This window comes from Streptomyces bicolor, from assembly GCF_000719285.1.
GTDB classification, from domain to species: domain Bacteria; phylum Actinomycetota; class Actinomycetes; order Streptomycetales; family Streptomycetaceae; genus Streptomyces; species Streptomyces bicolor.
The window spans coordinates 249651-267663 of record NZ_JOFS01000005.1; the positions used below are offsets into that span (position 1 = coordinate 249651).

Annotated in this window: 16 protein-coding genes; 7 read left to right on the forward strand and 9 right to left on the reverse strand. The window is 70.4% G+C overall.

Features of this window, described 5'->3' with window-relative positions:
• Positions 1-96: 96 nt before the first annotated feature.
• Complete coding sequence (locus tag IF78_RS0107300) at positions 97-1218, forward strand: PP2C family protein-serine/threonine phosphatase (RefSeq protein ID WP_234439781.1); 1122 nt, start codon at positions 97-99, stop codon at positions 1216-1218.
• A gap of 76 nt (positions 1219-1294) precedes the next feature.
• On the opposite strand, the gene IF78_RS0107305 is transcribed toward IF78_RS0107300, so the two are convergent.
• On the reverse strand, positions 1295-2272 hold the full coding sequence (locus tag IF78_RS0107305) for an SDR family oxidoreductase (RefSeq protein ID WP_031479776.1): 978 nt from the start codon (positions 2270-2272) through the stop codon (positions 1295-1297).
• Positions 2273-2513: 241 nt separating this feature from the next.
• Here IF78_RS0107305 and IF78_RS0107310 point away from each other — a divergent pair, with 241 nt between their 5' ends.
• Both IF78_RS0107310 and IF78_RS45805 read left to right on the forward strand, forming a co-directional pair.
• Positions 2514-3725, forward strand: coding sequence for a carboxylate-amine ligase (locus IF78_RS0107310; protein WP_234439782.1), 1212 nt, complete (start codon positions 2514-2516; stop codon positions 3723-3725).
• Positions 3722-3946: a hypothetical protein gene (locus IF78_RS45805; protein WP_078662343.1), complete on the forward strand. Its 225-nt coding sequence runs from the start codon at positions 3722-3724 to the stop codon at positions 3944-3946. Before IF78_RS0107310 ends, IF78_RS45805 begins: the two co-directional genes overlap by 4 nt.
• 87 nt (positions 3947-4033) lie before the next feature.
• Here the strand turns inward: IF78_RS45805 and IF78_RS43405 are convergent, their stop codons facing one another.
• Positions 4034-4441 carry a hypothetical protein gene (locus IF78_RS43405; protein ID WP_324617265.1) on the reverse strand — a complete coding sequence of 136 codons (408 nt, stop codon included), beginning with the start codon at positions 4439-4441 and terminating at the stop codon, positions 4034-4036.
• Between the two features lie 527 nt (positions 4442-4968).
• On the opposite strand from IF78_RS43405, the gene IF78_RS0107320 reads away from it, so the two are divergent.
• Positions 4969-5790 (forward strand): SDR family oxidoreductase, encoded by an 822-nt coding sequence (locus tag IF78_RS0107320; RefSeq protein WP_051827545.1) that lies wholly within the window; start codon positions 4969-4971, stop codon positions 5788-5790.
• Between the two features lie 102 nt (positions 5791-5892).
• Here IF78_RS0107320 and IF78_RS0107325 read toward each other — a convergent pair whose 3' ends face one another.
• The 3 genes from IF78_RS0107325 to IF78_RS0107335 all read right to left on the reverse strand — a co-directional run bounded on the left by IF78_RS0107325 (position 5893) and on the right by IF78_RS0107335 (position 8533).
• Positions 5893-6615: a hotdog fold domain-containing protein gene (locus IF78_RS0107325; RefSeq protein ID WP_031479782.1), complete on the reverse strand. Its 723-nt coding sequence runs from the start codon at positions 6613-6615 to the stop codon at positions 5893-5895.
• A 156-nt stretch (positions 6616-6771) separates the two neighbouring features.
• Positions 6772-7860 carry an amidinotransferase gene (locus tag IF78_RS0107330; protein WP_031479784.1) on the reverse strand — a complete coding sequence of 363 codons (1089 nt, stop codon included), beginning with the start codon at positions 7858-7860 and terminating at the stop codon, positions 6772-6774.
• Positions 7861-7894: 34 nt separating this feature from the next.
• Positions 7895-8533: a TetR/AcrR family transcriptional regulator gene (locus tag IF78_RS0107335; RefSeq protein ID WP_031479786.1), complete on the reverse strand. Its 639-nt coding sequence runs from the start codon at positions 8531-8533 to the stop codon at positions 7895-7897.
• Between the two features lie 90 nt (positions 8534-8623).
• Between IF78_RS0107335 and IF78_RS43410 the strand changes: the two genes are divergently transcribed.
• Positions 8624-9151 (forward strand): hypothetical protein, encoded by a 528-nt coding sequence (locus IF78_RS43410; protein ID WP_031479788.1) that lies wholly within the window; start codon positions 8624-8626, stop codon positions 9149-9151.
• A 53-nt stretch (positions 9152-9204) separates the two neighbouring features.
• Here the strand turns inward: IF78_RS43410 and IF78_RS0107345 are convergent, their stop codons facing one another.
• Positions 9205-9963 carry a DUF899 family protein gene (locus IF78_RS0107345; RefSeq protein ID WP_031479790.1) on the reverse strand — a complete coding sequence of 253 codons (759 nt, stop codon included), beginning with the start codon at positions 9961-9963 and terminating at the stop codon, positions 9205-9207.
• Between the two features lie 224 nt (positions 9964-10187).
• Between IF78_RS0107345 and IF78_RS0107350 the strand changes: the two genes are divergently transcribed.
• Positions 10188-11543, forward strand: coding sequence for an FAD-dependent oxidoreductase (locus IF78_RS0107350; RefSeq protein WP_031479792.1), 1356 nt, complete (start codon positions 10188-10190; stop codon positions 11541-11543).
• 18 nt (positions 11544-11561) lie between these two features.
• Here IF78_RS0107350 and IF78_RS0107355 read toward each other — a convergent pair whose 3' ends face one another.
• From IF78_RS0107355 to IF78_RS0107365, 3 genes are all read right to left on the reverse strand, one after another.
• Entirely contained in the window at positions 11562-13442 is a 1881-nt protein-coding gene (locus IF78_RS0107355; protein ID WP_031479794.1) for a sialidase family protein, read from the reverse strand.
• 171 nt (positions 13443-13613) lie between these two features.
• Positions 13614-14396: a DUF899 domain-containing protein gene (locus tag IF78_RS0107360; protein ID WP_031479796.1), complete on the reverse strand. Its 783-nt coding sequence runs from the start codon at positions 14394-14396 to the stop codon at positions 13614-13616.
• 187 nt (positions 14397-14583) lie between these two features.
• Positions 14584-15588 carry a LacI family DNA-binding transcriptional regulator gene (locus IF78_RS0107365; RefSeq protein WP_031479798.1) on the reverse strand — a complete coding sequence of 335 codons (1005 nt, stop codon included), beginning with the start codon at positions 15586-15588 and terminating at the stop codon, positions 14584-14586.
• Positions 15589-15852: 264 nt separating this feature from the next.
• Here IF78_RS0107365 and IF78_RS0107370 point away from each other — a divergent pair, with 264 nt between their 5' ends.
• On the forward strand, positions 15853-17937 hold the full coding sequence (locus IF78_RS0107370) for an RICIN domain-containing protein (protein WP_037639863.1): 2085 nt from the start codon (positions 15853-15855) through the stop codon (positions 17935-17937).
• The last annotated feature ends 76 nt before the right edge of the window (positions 17938-18013 follow it).

Consider the following 18013-nt stretch of genomic DNA (forward strand, 5'->3'; position numbering starts at 1 on the left):
CCGCGCGCATGGTCGCCCGCCGCGAATTCCCGCCGACGGCGCATGATCGTTCCGCGCTCGATGTCCGCTTAGGCCGATATGATGCATTTTGTGATCATGTCTGCACGGCTGTGGCGCCGCCGCCCCGCCTACAGTGGCCGATGGGACGCTGCCCGGCTGTCACCCGTGGTCCTGACCGTCCTCATCGCCGCCCTGGCGTTCTCCACGCCCAGGGAGATAGCCGTCAGCCGACTCCTGCCCGCCGCACCCGCCCTTGCCGCCGCGATGTGGCCCGTGCTCCCCACGATCCTCCTCGGGGCGTTCTGTCTGCTGGTCATGATCGTCCTCAGCTTCTTCCACACCGATCTGGGGACGCAGTACACATCGGCCGCGATCATCGCGGTCACCTTGGCGGCCGCCTACGGCAGTCATGTGCGACGTCAGCGGGAGGACATGCTCTTCCATGTCCGGCTCGTCGCCGACGCGGCCCAGAAGGTGTTGCTGCGCCCGCTGCCGCGGCGCATCGAGGGCGTCGAGATCGAGTCGCTGTATCTGGCGGCCCAGGAACAGGCCCGGATCGGCGGCGACTTCTACGAGGCGATCGGTACTCCGTACGGGGTCCGGCTGCTCATAGGCGACGTACGGGGCAAGGGTCTGTCCGCAGTGGGGGCGGCCTCGGCGGTGATCGGTTGCTTCAGGGAGGCCGCGTACGACGAGCCCGACCTGCAGGGCATCATCCATCGCCTGGAGACCACCGTCACGCGCCACAGCGCCGCGTTTCCCGCCCAGGACCAGCCCGAGCACTTCGCCACCGCTCTCCTCGCCGAGATCCCGCACGGCGGCGGCCACTTGCGACTTCTCAACTGCGGGCATCCTCCGCCGTTGATCGCGCATTGCGGGAAGGTCCGGGTCCTGGAGCCCGCCATCGCCTCCCCGCCCCTCAACCTCGCGGCGCTCATCGGCGACCGCTACTGGGTCGAGATCGTCGCCTTCGGCCCGGGTGACCAGTTGCTGCTGTACACGGACGGTGTATCGGAGACGCGGGACCACAGCGGCGAGTTCTTCCCGCTGCCGGACTGGATGCGGCGTCAGGGCACGCTGCAGCCCCGCGAACTGCTCGACCAACTGCACCGGGATCTGCTCCAGCACAGCGGCGGACGGCTCGACGACGACATCGCGGCCCTCGCGCTGAGGTGCTCCTCCGCGCAGGATCGGGGGGCCGCCGACGTACAGGGCTGAGCATGCCTGGGGCCTAGAGCGGCAGCACGGACGCGGGTGCCGGCCGTGGTGGTCGACTCGTGCGTGGACTACCTGGTCAGCGGGGCCTGACCCCTCGTGCCACGCCCGCCACCGCCCCCGCCGTCACCGTGGCGACGGCCAGTCGGCGCATCATCGTGCGGCGCCGTCCGCCCCACCCGCCGTGGGTGGCCCCCTGTCCGGGAGCCGGTACGTGCAGGTTTCCATGGCCGGCCGGAGCGGATTCCTTCCGTGACAGATGGGTCTTGTCCGCCTGCCGCGCCATCATCCGCTCCGTCATGCCGGGCGCCACCCTGGACTCCAGCACCATGGAGCGCCCCATGGGCCCGACCACGACTTCCCGCCGGGGCGCCCGCGCCAGGTCCACGATGACACGGGCGACGCGCTCGGGACTGTAGACCGGCGGCATGGCCACAGGCTTGCGGCCGGTGTAGTTCGCGGCATGCTCGAACAGTGGTGTGTCGATCGTGGCGGGCAGCACGGTGCACACGTGGATGTCGTTCGCCTTCTCCAGCCCCAGTTCCTGCCGCAGGCTGGCGCCGAGGGCCCGCACGGCGTACTTGGACATGCCGTAGGCGTGGGTGTACGGCTGGCTCACCACGCCGGCGACGGAGGAGACGTTCACCAGCGTGCCGCGCTCCTGCTCCCGCATCACCCGCAGGGCGGCGCGGCAACCGTGGACGTATCCCATGATGTTGACGTCCAGGACCTTGCGGACGTCTTCCAGCGGAGTCTCCTGGAAGGGGCCGAACGCGGTCACGGCCGCCGCATTGACCCATACGTCGATGCGGCCGAACCGCTCCACCGCTCGGCGGGCGAGCTCCTCGACCGCACCGGCGTCCGTGACGTCGGTCGGCACGACGAGCGCCTGCGCGCCGCGGTGGCGTTCACATTTCCGCCGGACCGCCCCCAGGGCCTCCGTCCGTCGCGCGGCGAGGACGACCGAGCATCCCTTGCGCGCGAAGGCGACGGCGGTGGCCCGTCCTATGCCGCTGGAGGCTCCGGTGATCACGACCACGGAATCACGCACAGTCATATCGGCTTCTCCTCGGCAGGCGCCTGGCATCTTCGCCCGGCGAGTACCCCTCCACCCCGTTCGTCACGCGGTACGCGCCCCTGGCGACTGCTCATCTGAGTAGTTGGCGCATCAAATGCGCACGGTGGAGCTTATCCAGCCGGGAGCTGGGAACTCAGAGCACACCACCAGCCGCCCCATCCGCCCAGGGCCGGGTCGTCACCTCCCCTGCCGGCAGGCGCTCGGATTCCTAGGAGTGACCGTGACCATCCGCATCGGAGTGGAGGAGGAGTTCCACGTCCTGGAGGCGGAGAGCGGGCTGCTCGTGCCGCGTGCCGACGCGGTGCTGCGACAGCTTCCCCGGCGGACCTTCACCACCGAACTGCATCAGTGCACGGTGGAGTCCAACAGCGCGGTACACACATCCCTGTACGACCTGCACGCCGACCTCACCAGCATGAGACGGCAGCTCGACACGGCCGCCTCCTCACTGGGGCTGGCCGTGGTGGCCGCGGGTACCGCTCCGCTGGCACCCGCGGCCTCGGCGAGCCCCACCGCCGACGCTCGCTACCGCCACATGGCGGAGGAGTACCGCAAGGTCGCCGACGAGCAGCTCATCTGTGGTGCCCAGGTCCATGTGGACGTGCCCGACCGCGACACCGCCGTACGGGCCATGTGCGAGGTCTCACCCTGGCTGCCCGTACTTCTGGCCGTCTCCGCGAGTTCGCCGTTCTGGCAGGGTGCCGACACTGGGTACGCGAGCTGGCGCACTCTGCTGTGGCAGCGCTGGCCCACTGCGGGGCCGGTCGGCTGCTTCTCCGGCGCCGCCGAGTACGACGCGGCGGTGGACGACTTCGTGCGGTCCGGAATCATCAGCGACCCGGGGATGATCTACTACGACGTCCGTCCCTCGGCCCATCTGCCGACGCTGGAGCTGCGCACATGTGACGCCTGCCCCCGCGCGGAAACCGTCGTGCTCATCGCCGGGCTGTTCCGCGCTCTGGTGACCGAGGCCCGCGCACGGCTGCGCACACGCGGCGCCCCTGGGTGCGGGGGCCGGCACGAGTGGCTGCGGGGCGCGTCATGGCGTGCCGCCCGATCCGGGCTCGAAGGCATGCTGGTGGACCCCGAGACACACCAGGAAGCACCGGCCCGCCAGGTCGTCCGGAAGCTGCTCCTCCGGCTGCGCCCCGCGCTGGAGGCACACGGAGACTGGCACATCGTCCGCGAACTGACCGAAGCGGCCCTCGCGGACGGAAGCGCCGCTCAGCGCATGCGCCGTGCGGCGCGACGGGAGGGTCTGCAGGCCTGTGTCGACATGCTGATCGCCGAGACCCGCGGCGAACGAGGACCGTCGGTCGCTGACCTGCCGATGCCCGGCCGTCCACCTGGTCACGCATCGCCGTTTCCGGTGCCCGTACCGGGGAACCCAGCAAGACTGCACGATCCGACCCTGATGGGAGGGCGGGCATGACCAGGAAGAAGAAGGACCGCGGGGACCGTTACGACCGCGCGCGCAGCGCCGAAGAACCCGGAGCGCACTCCGGCGCCGAGAGGCAGGCACAGAAGCGAAGGGTGCCGGGTACGGCGAGTGCCACAGAGGGATACCAGCCCGAGCGCGGTACGACGGCGGGCAAACCACTGGAGGGCGTCGAGGCCACCGAAGACACAGGTCACGGCCGAGAGGCGCCTTGACGGGCGCCTTGACGCAGGTCGCCACGGTGGCGAGGTTCCGCGCGACGCACCCCGAGGCCTGACCTCGCCGCCCCGCATCACGCCGTGTCACGTCTCCTGGAGTGCTGCCGTGACCTGTCGGCGGCGCAGCTCCTCCAGCGTGCTCTGCTGTCGCCGGGCCCGTTCGAGAAGGTCGTCGAGCAGGTGAGCGTCGAGGCGCTCCTCACGGTCGGCGAGCTCGCGCAGCGCCTGCCATCCGGCGGTCTTTCCCTCGACCCCCAGGCGCAGCGCCTCCAACTCCAGTAGCGGGCTGAGCGGAGAACGGCGTACGAGGCGGCCGTTGCTCTTCAACCGCGCCACCCGCTCGGCCACCTGGCCCGCGTAGACCTTGTAGTGCCGCACCGGGATGTCGAGCCGCCTCATGATCTCGAGCAGGCTCGCCCGGTCCTCGGCGATCTCGCCGGCGAGCGGCGCCATCGCCGTGGCAAGCGACGAACCGCCGTACGACCGTGCCATGTGACGTGCACGATCGACCCCGGCGGTGGCGCCTGCTGTGACGTGCACGATCGACCCCGGCGGTGGCGCCTGCCAGATGGTCGTTGAGATAGATGCCGAGCAGAGCCGAGCTGGTAGCCCTGGTCTGCCCCCGGCGAGGCGTGTCGGAGCGGGTTCGCTTGTCCATGGCGTGTCCCTTCGCTCGCTGGGCCAGGCCGCCCTGCGTCAACCCGCCACCGGAGCCAGGCGTACCCCTTGGCGAGAAGGGCGAGTGAGCTGTCGAAGTGCGGGCCGCGACTCCGATTCATGGTCGCCGGGTGCCCGCCGACCTGGTCGGGAAACGCGGGGTGCCGGGGATCTGGCCGGTCGAGCCCAGTGTCGTGGGATCCCCGAGGGGTACGCAGTGCCGGTGCTCGGGCAACGGAACAGCAGGTATGCGGAGGGTGAATGACGCCGCGTGGCCGGAAGCGTGGCCGTCCACACCATGGCGGGTCGGGTGTCTCCGGCCGTACGCCTCCCGCTGCATCAGACATGACACTGGAGCCTTCATGGAACCGCATCACGACACCCCCGGCTCCCGAACCGCCCCCGTGGCCCTGATCACCGGATCGGACTCGGGTATCGGCCGTGCCACCGCGGTCCGGCTGGCGGAGGCCGGCATGGACATCGGCATCACCTGGCACCGCGATCACGAGGGGGCCCAGCGGACGGCGGAGGAGGTACGGGCCACCGGGCGCCGCGCCACGATCGAGCAACTGGACCTCACCCGGCTCCCGGAGGCCGCCGGGGTCATCGACCGGCTGGCCGATGAACTCGGCAGGATCGACGTGCTGGTGAACAACGCCGGCACCGGCACCATGACCCCGTTCCTGGAGCTCGACCTGAACACCGTCCGCCAGGTCATCGACGTCGATCTGGTGGGGCCGTTCCTGTGCGGACAGCGCGCTGCCCACCGCATGATCGATCAGGGAGAGGGTGGCCGGATCATCAACGTCACCAGTGTCCACGAGCACCAGCCACGCGTGGGTGCGGCGCCGTACTGCGCCGCCAAGGGCGGGCTCGGGCTGCTCACCCAGGTCATGGCGCTGGAACTGGCCGAGCACGGGATCACCGTCAACGCCGTCGCTCCCGGGGAGATCGCCACACCGATGACGGGTCAGACGGACACCGACGTCAGCACCGAACGGCGGCCCGGCGTGCCTTTGGGGCGCCCGGGCGACGCCCGCGAGGTAGCAGCCGTGATCGCCTTCCTCGCCGGTCCGGACGCGTCCTATGTCACCGGTGCCTCATGGGTGGTGGATGGGGGGATGGTACGGATGGGACCGCAGGCAGGTTCGCATCTCCGAGACGATGGCTGGCGGCGCCCCTGAACGCGCGCGGGACGGGGAGTAGGCCGTGGTCGGGCGTGCCGTGAGTAACGACGTGCCGGGCGAGGCAGCCGACCGGACGCGGCGAGAGGACCAGCGGCGGCTTCAGGAGGCTGGTCTGGGGTCAATCCACAGCGCCTCTGAGACGGCGCACAGTTCGCCCTCGGCCGTGGCGAGCGCCACGCCCATCGTGTGCTTTCGGCCGGATTCCGCCAGCAGCCAGGCGTACGAGACGTACGGCTGGCCCGCGGTCACCGGCCGCAGAACCGTGCCGGTGAGCGCCGCGGTGACCGCTCCCGGGCGCTGGGTGCCGAGGAAGCGGCCCGCCCAGTGGCCCGGGCAGTCCAGCGCGCCCCAGACCAGGCGGGTCGGGAGCAGGCCGTCCGGGTCGGCGAAAGCGGGGGACGGGATCCAGGCGGAGGCCACCAGGTCGAGATCGGGCACCGGGGTGCCGTACACACGCAGACCCCGGTCGGCGGCGCGCAGGCCGCAGCCGAAGCAGTCGACGACACCCGACGGCGGCGCCGCCCGGAACCTCTCGGCCGCGGCGGCCGCCTCGTCCCAGGAGGGCGCGGCAGGCGCGTCGAGCGGCAACTCGGCGGGGCGCGCCGCGGCAAGGGGCCGCTCGGCCTCGCCCAACTCCACGCCCCCGCCCGCCGTTTCGGCGATCCGCACGGGGACCTCGACGGGCACCGGCCCACGGAAGTCCACCCGCACCGTCTGAGCCCCGGACCTCTCCGCCAGCACCCCGGCGACATAGCCGCCGAAGGCCACGCCGGGGTAGCCGGAGTACAGCTCGGGCACCACGATCGCGTCACTCGTCGTCATGATCCCCACTTCACCACACCCCGGGGAGCGTGAGGCAGCAGACGGGCCTCGAGGGAGGCATCGTGGATGTCGGCTCGGTGTTCCCTCGGATGCCGAATGGCTCACCGCCGGCTGGAGGTGGAGGGAGGAAGAACCAGGCCAGGGCTGGTGTGCCGGTCAGTCGAAGTAGGACTCGAGCGTGCCGCGGCGCCGGATGTCGAGCGTCGCGCAGTGGAACGATCCGCCGAACGGCGCGTAATGCAGCAGATCGCTCGGTATGGGCTCGAAGCCCCACTGCTCGAGAGCGCGCAGCATTCCGGTGTGGTGGCGTTCGGCGATCACCCGTTTCTCGTCGAGCATGAGCACGTTCATGCTGAGCCACTTCCCGCACATCGAGGTGATCTTGAGCAGGCGGTCCTCGATCGGGTCGGGTTCGGGCGCGACGAGGATGTCCCAGGAGTCCAGGACCTCGGGCAGGTGGTCCACGTCGATGTACTCGGGATTCACCAGGGCCTTGCCGGGCGCGAGCAGGACGAACGTGGTGTCGATGTGCATGGGCGTAGGGCAGCGGCTCTCGATCTCGTGGATCCGATAGTCAGGTCCGAGGTGGCGGCGCAGCCATTCGATGCCCGTGCGGTTGGTGACGTTGCTGCGGGTCACGAAGAGATCGCGACCGGCCCGTACGAAATCGGCGGCGTCGAAGACCGGCTCGAACTCGGTGAGGATATGGCGGACGGGTTCGCCGGGCTTCGGCGCACGGAACCCCGGAACGAACAGCTCTTGGGTGAGCTGCGGTTTCGGGGCCGATGTCCAGCGTGCGCCACGCCGGAAGTAGTCCTTGAGGATCGGGCGATAGGAGTGGGTCTCGAAGTACCGGCAGGGCCAGGCCATCGGCGTCTCGATGATCTCGTCGCCGATGACCAGCAGGCTGTCCCGCGGACAGGTGTTGCAGAAGCCGCGCGACGACCAGTGAGGGGTTCCGAAGCGCCGCTTGTGGTCGACCGGGTCCGGGCGCCTGACCGTGATGTCGAGGGACCGCAACAGAGAGACGAACTCCTCGAGTTCGCGCTGCGCCCGCTCGATCATAATCCGCGGGTACCTGAAGCCGCTCGCGAGTCCCAGCAAGCGCGCGGCCCATGGCGGGACGTTGCAGGTCACGACCGGATGGCGGGAGGGGATGCTCGCCCCGTCGAGACGGCCGACGACGATCTCCTCGAGGGGGTCCCACTCATTGTGTGAGTTGACCGGGGGGAGTAGGGATTCCACAGCGCTCTCGAGTACCCCGTACTAGGGAGGTCACTCACGGTGGCGGGAACGTGCCGGCCGTGACCGGAGGAAGGCCGAGCACGCCTCGGACGGCTCTGTCGGCGAGTTCGACATCGTGCGGAGCGTGTCCGGCGAGCTGGATGCCGACCGCCTCGACGACGCCGAGGTAGGCCGATGCCATGACGGTGGGCGGTGGCCCCGGCGGGATGGCCCCGCTGCCGCGTCCGGCAGCGATGAGACGGGCGCAGTCGGCTTCGAGCCGGTCGACGATGTCCGTGATCGCCCGACCGACCGGGTGGTCCTGGCCGGCGAATTCAACTCTCAGAGTCATCATGACGTCGGCCACGTCGCGGCGGCAGTAGACGGCATGGCCTCGAGCCAGCGCCAGCAGCGCATCGACGGGGTCGGTCTGCTCCGCTACGAGGTGACCCACCTCGGCGTCCCAGGTCTCCTCGACCCACTTCACCACCGCCAGCGCCAGATCCTCCTTGTTGGCGAACAGGTGATACAGGGCGCCGCGCGTATAGCCCGCCTCGGCGGCCACCCGCTCCAGCACCAGATTGGCGTACCCGTACCTGGACAGCCCCCGTGCCGCGGCCTCCAGCAGAGCACTCCTGGTTCGCGCCCGCCGGTCCGCCTGCGCACGGCGAACGCCCTCCTGCTTTCCCGCCATCTTCACCGCGACCTACATACATGCATGTATGTAAGTTACCATCGACCCGGTTCCGCCACGCAGACCGACCGCACAGGGAGGGCATGACGTATGGACGCCGAACCAGGAACAGGCCGCGACGCACACCTCGGTGACTCGCAGGACGAGGCGGCGACTGCGGTTCCGGCAATCCGCCGACAGCAGCCGGTTCCCGAGCGGATCCGCGCGCTGAGCACCATCACCGATCCCGGCTACGTCGACCTCTTCACCATGACCGGCGGCATCCCGGACAGGTCACCGGAGCAGTGGGCGAGGGCCTTGTTCGAAGACGCGGCGGGCCGCGCCGGGCAGTTCGTCTGGCGGGTTCTCCTGGGCCTACGGCTCACGGCATCGCGGGACCGGGTGGCCGGATGGCAGATCGCCGGCCGCGGCGCCGACTGGATCCGGCTCGAGGCCCGCTCCTGGTTCCTGACCGGCCACCTCGTCGTCCAGGCCGATGACGAACACGTCTCGCTCGCCACATTCATCCGCTACGACCGCCCGGTTGCACCACGCATCTGGCTACCGCTGGCCAAGAAGCACCGCCAACTGGCGCCCGGCCTGCTGCGCGACGCACACAGGGCCGGGAGCCGAGCCTGAGCCGATGGTCGTGACGAGCCGGGCAGAACCCTGCGCGGCGCCCGGCCCGGGGTTCACGGGCAGCAGCCTGATCCTCCGGTAGGGGGTTGTGCGTTGTGGAGGTCGTCGTCGTGGCCGGCGGCGATCCGTGCCCATTGCGCCGTCGGCCGTCCGTTCTCGCGGAACTGCCGGCCGCTCGCCTCGTACGGCTGCGGCCGGCCGGGCGGGGAGTCCTCCCAGGTCTCCTGCCGTCCGTGGACCGTCATGTCGAGGATGCCATAGGAAGGCGCCATGGGTTCGACGCCGCGGCCGGTGGTCCAGTAGGTCTCGAAGACACGGTTCCCGTCACGGAGGTAGCACGCCTTCATTCCGAAGTGGCGGCCGGCGACGAGCCGTTCGTGGGATTCCGCGGGTACGGAGTACCAGGGCATCTCCCAGCCCATGAAGCGGCGGTAGCGGTCGGACTCCTCGTAGGGGCCCTGGCAGAAGACGGCGAAGGTGACGTCACGCTGGTGCAGATAGGACAGTTCGCGGACCTGGCCGGTGAAAAAGGTGCAGCCCTCGCACTGGTCGGCGGCGGAACGGCTGGCGTGCCACATGTGATACGACACGAACAGCTGGGTGCGGCCCTCGAAGACGTCGATCAGGGGAACGGGTCCGTCGCCTCCGACGAGCGGGGCCGACGGGTCCACCTCGGTCATCGGCAGCCGTCGCCGGGCGGCGGCGATCGCGTCGCGCTCCCGGGTGTGCGCCTTCTCCCGGACGCGCAGGGTGTCGATGGCGGCCAGCCACTCCCGGCGGGGGACGACCGGCGGCTTGTTCACATCAGTCATGCCCGTACTGACTCGACAGCCCGCAAGAACTCATCGGTTGAGCCCGCACGCCCTCTGATCTCACGAGGCGCAAAAGGGTCGGAACGCGATCAAGGCGTCCTGCGGAGCACGATACTGGTGCCTTCTCGGGACGCTGCGATCAGGGGAGCGAATCAATGAACTCGGCTGACGGGGTGGGTCGTTGGGGCGAGGTCGACGGCTCGGGCGGGCGACACGCGGTCGTTGTGGGCGGGAGCCTCGCGGGGCTGCTCGCGGCGCACGTTCTCGCCGGGTACGCCGACCGGGTGACCGTCGTGGAGCGCGATCGGTTCCCGGACGGGACGACTCCGCGGCCCGGCGTACCGCAGGGCCGGCATCCGCATGTGCTGCTGGAGGGAGGGCAGTCGGCGCTGGAGTCGCTGCTGCCGGGCTTCCTGGCGGAGTTGCGGGCGGCGGGGGCGCCGCGGGTGGGCATGCCGTCGGACTTGGTGCTGTGGCAAAGCGGCCGCTGGCACCGCCGGTTGCCCGCGACGACGCACATCTACACCGGTTCCCGTGCGCAGCTCGAGGAGCTGGTGCGGCGGCGGGTCCTGGCCAATCCGGTGATCAGCACGGTGGAGGGGACCGATGTCGTCGGGCTCTTCGGTGACGCCTCGCGCCTGCGGGGCGTGCTGCTGCGGGACCGCTCCGGCGACGCCCGCGCAGAGCACCGGGACCTCGCGGCCGACCTGGTCGTCGACGCCTCCGGCAGTGGCACGAAGGCCCCGCAGTGGCTTACGGCGATCGGCGCCGAGGCACCGCACGAGGAGACCATCGACACGGGGCTCGCGTACGCCTCGCGCGTCTACCGCGGCAGGAGCGGCGTCCTCGGCGGTGACACCGCCGGCTACTACGTCTACCCGAGCCCCGACCAGGTCCATGCCGGAGGTGCGCTGCCCCTGGAGGACGGCAGTCATCTGGTCATCGTCTCCGGACTGCGCGGTGACGAACCGCCCACCGGTGACGACGAGTTCGTGACGTATGCCAAGAGGCTGCCGCATCCGCTCCTGCATCGGTGGCTGGACGAGGCCGAACCGCTCTCCCCGGCGTTCGGCTACCGGCGCACCGCCAATGTCCGGCGCCGCTACGACCTCCCAGGCCACCGCCCGGCCGGCTTCCTCGCCACCGGCGACGCCCTGTGCACCTTCAACCCGATCTACGGGCAGGGCATGGCTGTCGCCGCCCTGAGTGCGGTCGCCCTGCGCGACGCACTGGCCGATCCACGCCGGACCCCCACGACGCGGCGCGTGCAGCGGGCACTCCTCGCGGCGTCCCGGCAGGCGTGGGACATCTCCGCCGGAGCGGACCGCAAGATGCCGGGCGCGGTCGGCAACGCGGTCGGTGGCGGGCCCGGGGACCGCGTTGCCGACTGGTACCTGCGGCGCGTGCAGGAGTGCTACTCCGGTGACCCCGCCGTGGGGCGCGCCTTCCGCTCCGTACTGAGCCTCTCCGCGCCCGTCACCGCCCTGTTCGCCCCGCCCGTGGCCAGGTCCGTTCTCTTCCGCCCGCCCGCGCCGACGCCCACCGAGCCGCCGACGGCCCCGGAGCAGCCGGGGACCTGAGCGAGGCCGACGGTCATGTCAGCCGCCCGCGGTCACCTGGTCCATCGGCAGCCACAGTGTGGTGTTCGTCGACGGGCCGATGTTCGACTGGCGTACGCGGGTGAGCTCGGTGTCGGTCAAGGCCCGGTTCCAGACGCGGACCTCGTCGATGGCGCCGGTGAAGAAGGCCCGGCTGTCCATGCGCTGGCCGATGTGCACGCCGAACGGCGAGTTGCGGCTGACTGATCCGGACACGTCAGCCGTGCTGATCTGGCTGCCGTCGATGAACAGGGTGAGCCGCCCGCCGCCGCGGCGCAGGGCGAGGTGGTGCCACCGGCCGTCGTTGTGCGCGCCGGTGGTGCTGACGGACGCCGACCGCACGGTCGTCGCGCCGCTGCGCACCGTCATCAGAGCGCGCACCCGGTTGCTCGCCGGTTCGCCCCGCAGCCAGAACTGGGGTTGGCTGCCGCCGATGCCGCCCATCCAGAGCATTGGCTGCTCTCCCGTTCGACTGGTGTAGCGGAACCACAGGGACGCGGTGAAGTTCAGGTTGCCGAGCTGGAGTTGGGACCGGATCGGCAGACGCACCGCGTCGTCGGCGCCGTCGAAGGCCAGGGCGCCACCGAACACGCCGGCTGTGGGCGAGGCCCCGCCGAGTACGCTCGCCGGCTGGGCGGACGGGCCCCGATCGGCGGTGGTCGGGTCCGGGCCGCGGCGCGGTTTGAGCCATTCCTCGTTGAAACGGGCGAAGCGGATCTCGTCTCGGGCGTCGACGGTTCCGCCCTCGTACATCAGTCCCACCACGCCGCCGCCGGTGTCCACCATGTCGGAGTAGCCCGACCAGTCCTGGGTCACGACGGTGCCCCGGTCCACGCTCTCCCAGGTGGCGCCGCCGTCGTAGGAGGAGCGGATCATCATGGTCCGGCGGCGGTCCGGATCGCCGGGGCAGGACAGCAGGAGGCGGCCGCCCAGTTGCAGTGTCGATCCCTGGACCTGCGGCGTGTAGAGGTCGGGGACGGATCGGAACCGGGCGGCGAAGCTGTCGCCGCCGTCCAGGCTGAAGGTCTGGGTGCGGTGACCCAGATCGGTGCCGTCCTGTTCGCGCCCGCTGACCAGGACGGCACCGTCGGTGCGTTCGGTGAGGGTGAGTTCGGACGGCTTCTGGCGGAAGGTGCCGTCGGTTGCGATGGGCCAGGAGTCGGTGGCGCCCCTTCGCCAGGTGTTGCCGCCGTCGTCGCTGACGATGAGGGCCGCGTGATTGGTGGTGACCCGGCTGCCGTTCCAGGTCTCGGCGTTGACGCCGAAGACCAGCCGACCGGGGCGGCTGCCACGGGTGAGCTGGATCCCGTGGACGGGACCGGTCGCGTACCAGGAGTTCCAGCTCGCGGGCATGATCTGAGCGCTCAGGTCGCGCGGCGGGGACCATGTGCGGCCGTCGTCGTCGCTGTACTGCAGATGAGGGCTGCGGTCGCAGGGGACGTCACAACTCGAGCCGTCCGCACTCGCCGGGTTGTGTGTCTGCGGGAGCAGGATGCGGCCGGTTGTCCGGTCCACGACCGGGGCCGGGTTGCCGTGGGTGTCGCCGGTGCCGTCGCTGACGACCTGAAGCGGACCCCACGTGCGGCCGCCGTCGGTAGAGCGTTTCAGCACGATGTCGATGTCCCCCGCGTCCCCGCAGGTGCTTCGACGGCCCTCGGCGAACGCGAGGAGCGTGCTCTGGGTGGTCCGCACGACCGCCGGGATCCGGAAGCAGGCGTAGCCTCCCGGATCCTGGGACGCCTTGAAGATGATCTGCTGTTCGAACAGCGGCACGGCCCTGGCGGGTTGGGCGTGGGCGGGAGCCGCGAGGGCCGCCGCGGTGGCCGTGACGACGCCTGTGGCGAGTCCGGCTCTCAGACGTGCGCGAAGCCTCGACGGCATGGAAAGCCCTTCACATTGCCCTTTATCTGAACATCGCGCGTCCAATTTATGCATTATTGGTAGTATTTGATGGCAGTGACACGCCACAGGAAGTGCGTGACGCGCTTGTCGAGCAGCGCAGAAACCGCCGGAGCGTGCGGTCACTCACTCCCTGTGGGGCCTGATGTTGCGTCAGTGGTGGTGGCCCTGCCGGCCGAGAGTTTCCACGGGGGTCGCGCCGGGGCGGGTCCACTGCGGCACGGGACGGCTGGTCGGGCCCCAGGTGGCGTTCCCGTCGGCGTCCGAGCGCCAGGACCAGCACGGGCTGCCGCCCTCCGGCCAGCCCTCGGGGTTGTCCTCCCATGCCTCGCCGCGGCCGTAGGGCGTCATGTCGAGCAGGCCCATGGACCCATTGACCCGCTCGTTGCCACGGCCCGTCGTGGAGTAGGTGAGGAACACGCGGTCGCCGTCGCGCAGGAAGCAGGTGAGGTAACCCATCTCCCCGCCGACCGGCGCGTCCACGCCGCGCACCGAGTACCAGGGCTGGGTGTAGCCCATGAACTCGACGTAGGAGGCCACCTCCTCCCAACGGCCGGTGGTCAGGATGGCGAAGGAGACGTCGCGGGCGTTGAGGTAGACGGCGTCCTTCACGTGCCAGGCCGTGGTGGTGCAGCCCTCGCACTGCCCCTGGTACGGCGCGCCGTCGTACCACATGTGCTGGTAGACCACGAGCTCGTCACGGCCCTGGAACAGGTCCAGGAACGGTACCGGGCCGTCTGGTCCGACGACCTCGACCGTCCCGTCGAACTCCACCATCGGCAGCCGGCGGCGGGCCGCGGCGAGGGCGTCTCCCTCGCGGGTGTGGGCCTTCTCGCGGACCAGGAGCTCGTCGCGGGCGCGCTGCCAGGTGGCCAGGTCGACGACGGGCGGGCGGCCGTGCGGCGCGGTGGTGGGGTCGTTCGGTGGGGTCGTCATGGTGTCCTCCGTTGTGTCTGGTGCCGGGCAGCGTCGTACGACGTCCTGTGACGGCCACCAGAACAGACCCGTGAACCGGCCGGAACTCATCGCGGCGGGGCTCGGGCAAAGGACAGCTCAGGGGTCATCCGGATGGGCGGAAGTCTTGTTCGGCGTCTGGGCGGCGCTCAGGGGGAGTGGACGCTGGTCACCGATGCGACGGCGGCGGTGCCGTGCTGTCGCGCAGTACAAGCCGCGTCGGGACGAGGGTGGTGCCCTGTCCCGTCGGCGCATCATGTTCGGGACGGCGGATCTTGCTGAGGACCCCTTCGACGCAGAGCCGTCCCACTTCGGCGAAGTCCTGGTGGATGGTGGTGAGGGGCGGCAGGAAGGACGCGGCCTCGGCGATGTCGTCGAAGCCGACCACGCTCACGTCGTCGGGCACTTTCCGGCCACGCTCGTGCAGAGCGCGCAGCAGACCGAGCGCCATCTGGTCGTTGGCGGCGAACACGGCCGTACAGTCCTGCTCGTCGGCGAGCCGGAGACCGGCCCGGTAACCGGATTCGGCCGACCAGTCGCCGCGCACCAGTGGCGGTGGGTTGCGGCCCGCCTCGGTGAGGGTGGTGCGCCAGGCGTGGGCACGGCGCTGGGCGGCGAACGAGTCCTCGGGGCCGGCCAGGTGCCACACCGTGTCGTGCCCGAGGGCCAGCAGATGCCGTACGGCGTCACGGGCGCCGCCCACCTGGTCGGTGTCGACGACGGTGTAGCGGTCGCCGGCGTCCGAGTCGGCCACCACGACCTGGACGCCGGGCGGCAGCGAGACGGTCGCCGCGTCGAGCAGATGAATCTCCATGATGACGATGACCGCGTCCACGGCGAGTTCGCCCAGGCGGGAGAAGGCCCCGTTCACCTCGTCCTGGGTGGGCACGGCGACGGGAAGGAGCGTGACGGCGTAGCCCTGCTGGGCGGCGGAGGTGGCGATCGCCTCCAGGGTGCGGATGTTCCCCATGGTGGAGAGGGAGAAGGTGATCACGCCGAGGGTGCGGAACTCGCCGCGTTTGAGGGCCCGCGCGGCGCTGTTGGGCCGGTAGCCCAGCTCCCGCATCGCGGCCATGACCTGCTGCCGGGTCTCCTCGGTCACGCCCGGGAAGCCGTTGGAGACACGGGAGACCGTCTGCGAGGAGACGCCGGCGAGGCGGGCGACGTCAGCCATGGAGGCGCCCTGGCGGGGGCGGGCGGCGCGTTTTCTGGTGCCCACCGGTGTGCTGTCACCGTCCGCTGTGCCCACCTTGTTCCCTCGCTCTCCGGACCTGCGCAACTTTCGGCTCGGAACGACTCCTTGACCACCGAGATTCGGACAGTGTAGACATCCCGCCAGGGCATGTTTACGTAAACATTGCGAGCAAAAACCATACGAGAACGCACCGAATCGCACCGAACCGCGCCCCTGCGGTCCCGAAGAGCTGGAGTACTCGAGATGGCACACCGCACCCGTAAGAGAAGGCTCCTCGGGGCCATCGGCGTCACCGCCCTGGCGACCGGAACCGTCCTGGCCACCACCACGCTGCCCCTCGCGCACGCCGACACGACCGCGGCCGCCGCCGCGGTCACCGTCCGGCCCGACCCCTCCTACCAGCAGGAGCGGTTCGAGGGCTGGGGCACCAGCCTGGTCTGGTTCGCCAACGCCACCGGCGACTACCCGCCCGCGATACGCGAGAAGCTGGCGCGGCTCCTCTTCGGGGACGACGGCCTCGCCCTGAACATCGCCCGCTACAACATCGGCGGCGGCAACGCCCCGGACGTCAAGGACTACCTGCGGGCCGGCGGCGCGGTCGAGGGCTGGTGGAAGGCCCCGGCGGGCACCACCCGCGAGGACGTCGACTGGTGGGACGCCGAGGACCCGGCCGACTGGAACAACAAGGCCGACAAGACGCAGCGCTGGTGGGTGGACCGCATCAAGAAGGACATCACCCACTGGGAGACGTTCAGCAACTCGCCGCCGTGGTTCATGACCGAGAGCGGCTACGTCTCCGGCAACTTCGACGCGGGCAAGGACCAGCTCAAGACGGAGTCCGTCGACGACTTCGCCAAGTACCTGGTGGGTGCGACCGAGCGGCTGGAGAAGGCGCACGGCATCAAGGTCGACACCCTGGACCCGTTCAACGAGCCGAACACCGACTACTGGGGCACCAGGCTCGGCCCGGACGGTGAGCCCGTCGGCGGCCGGCAGGAAGGCGCCCACATGGGCCCCGAACTCCAGCAGAAGGTGCTCCGCGCGCTGGCCCCCACGCTGGAGAAGTCCCGGACGAACGCGGAGATCTCCGCGATGGACGAGACCAACCCGGGCACCTTCGCGACCAACTGGAACTCCTACCCGCAGGAGGTCCGCGACCTCGTCGGTCAGATGAACGTCCACACCTACGGCACCGGCCAGCGCACCACCGTGCGCGACCTGGCCAAGGCCGCGGACAAGCCGCTGTGGATGAGCGAGGTCGAGGGCGACTGGGGCGACGGCCAGAGCTTCACCGACATGCGGCCGGGCCTCGGCCTCGCCCAGCGCATCGTCGACGACCTGCGTGAACTGGAGCCCCGCGCCTGGGTGTTCTGGCAGCCCGTCGAGGACTACGACAACATGAAGCCCGGCGGCGAGTCCGCGAAGGGCGGCAACTGGGGCGAGATCCAGCTCTCCTTCAGCTGCACCTCGAAGGACACCCTCGAGACCTGCCCGATCTACACCAACACCAAGTTCGACACCGCCCGCAACTTCACCCACTACATCAAGCCCGGCGACCGGCTGATCAAGACGAACAACACCTCCAGCACGGCCGCGCTCTCCCGCAAGGGCGACGCCGCGACCGTCGTGCACGTCAACAGCACCACCGAGGCCCGCGAGGTCACGCTCGACCTCTCGAAGTTCGGGCGGGTCTCGTCCCGCGCCACCGTCACCCCGGTGGTGACCAGCGCCGACGGCAAGCTGGAGCGGCAGCGGCCGGTCCGGGTCAACGGCAAGCAGGCCACGATCACCGTGCCCGCCCAGTCCGTGACGTCCTTCCTCGTCAAGGGCGTGTCCGGCGTCGCCAGGGACGCGGCCGAGCTCCAGAAGGGCCACACCTACCGGTTGACCGGCGTCCAGAGCGGCAAGGACCTCACGATCGCCGACGACGGCACCGGCCTCGTCATCCGGAGCGCCGACGCCGCCGACCCGAGCGGTCAGCAGTGGCGGCTGGAGCAGATCCGCGGCACCGACAACCGGAAGCGGTACGTCTTCGCCGAGGTGACGGAGGGCAAGCGTCTGGCCGTCCGTGACGGCGCCCTGGTGGCCGAGCCCGACGAGGGTGTCCGCGACGACGCCGCCCAGTGGATCATGTCGACGACCGGCGACGGCACCTGGACTCTCGTCAACGCCGCCACCGGCCAGCTCCCGGACGTCGCCGGCCAGTCCACGAGTGAGGGCGCCCGCGTCGGCCTCTGGCAGCCCAACTCCGGTGCCAACCAACGCTGGAAGGTGACCGACGTGACGCCCGACGTCGCCTCGGACGACGACGCCTCACAGGCCGGGTAACGCCTCAGCCCGGCAGCGATTCGTCACGAGTCCTCGCCTACGACGTCATCGGCCCGGCCGCAGCTTCTGCGCGGCC

Excerpts from the sequence above, each read along its gene's own strand:
- IF78_RS0107300 (WP_234439781.1), top strand. The coding sequence starts at position 97 with ATGTCTGCACGGCTGTGGCGCCGCCGCCCCGCCTACAGTGGCCGATGG.
- IF78_RS0107305 (WP_031479776.1), bottom strand. The coding sequence starts at position 2,272 with ATGACTGTGCGTGATTCCGTGGTCGTGATCACCGGAGCCTCCAGCGGC.
- IF78_RS45805 (WP_078662343.1), top strand. The coding sequence starts at position 3,722 with ATGACCAGGAAGAAGAAGGACCGCGGGGACCGTTACGACCGCGCGCGC.
- IF78_RS43405 (WP_324617265.1), bottom strand. The coding sequence starts at position 4,441 with ATGGCACGGTCGTACGGCGGTTCGTCGCTTGCCACGGCGATGGCGCCG.
- IF78_RS0107320 (WP_051827545.1), top strand. The coding sequence starts at position 4,969 with ATGGAACCGCATCACGACACCCCCGGCTCCCGAACCGCCCCCGTGGCC.
- IF78_RS0107325 (WP_031479782.1), bottom strand. The coding sequence starts at position 6,615 with ATGACGACGAGTGACGCGATCGTGGTGCCCGAGCTGTACTCCGGCTAC.
- IF78_RS0107335 (WP_031479786.1), bottom strand. The coding sequence starts at position 8,533 with ATGGCGGGAAAGCAGGAGGGCGTTCGCCGTGCGCAGGCGGACCGGCGG.
- IF78_RS43410 (WP_031479788.1), top strand. The coding sequence starts at position 8,624 with ATGGACGCCGAACCAGGAACAGGCCGCGACGCACACCTCGGTGACTCG.
- IF78_RS0107345 (WP_031479790.1), bottom strand. The coding sequence starts at position 9,963 with ATGACTGATGTGAACAAGCCGCCGGTCGTCCCCCGCCGGGAGTGGCTG.
- IF78_RS0107355 (WP_031479794.1), bottom strand. The coding sequence starts at position 13,442 with ATGCCGTCGAGGCTTCGCGCACGTCTGAGAGCCGGACTCGCCACAGGC.
- IF78_RS0107360 (WP_031479796.1), bottom strand. The coding sequence starts at position 14,396 with ATGACGACCCCACCGAACGACCCCACCACCGCGCCGCACGGCCGCCCG.
- IF78_RS0107365 (WP_031479798.1), bottom strand. The coding sequence starts at position 15,588 with ATGGCTGACGTCGCCCGCCTCGCCGGCGTCTCCTCGCAGACGGTCTCC.
- IF78_RS0107370 (WP_037639863.1), top strand. The coding sequence starts at position 15,853 with ATGGCACACCGCACCCGTAAGAGAAGGCTCCTCGGGGCCATCGGCGTC.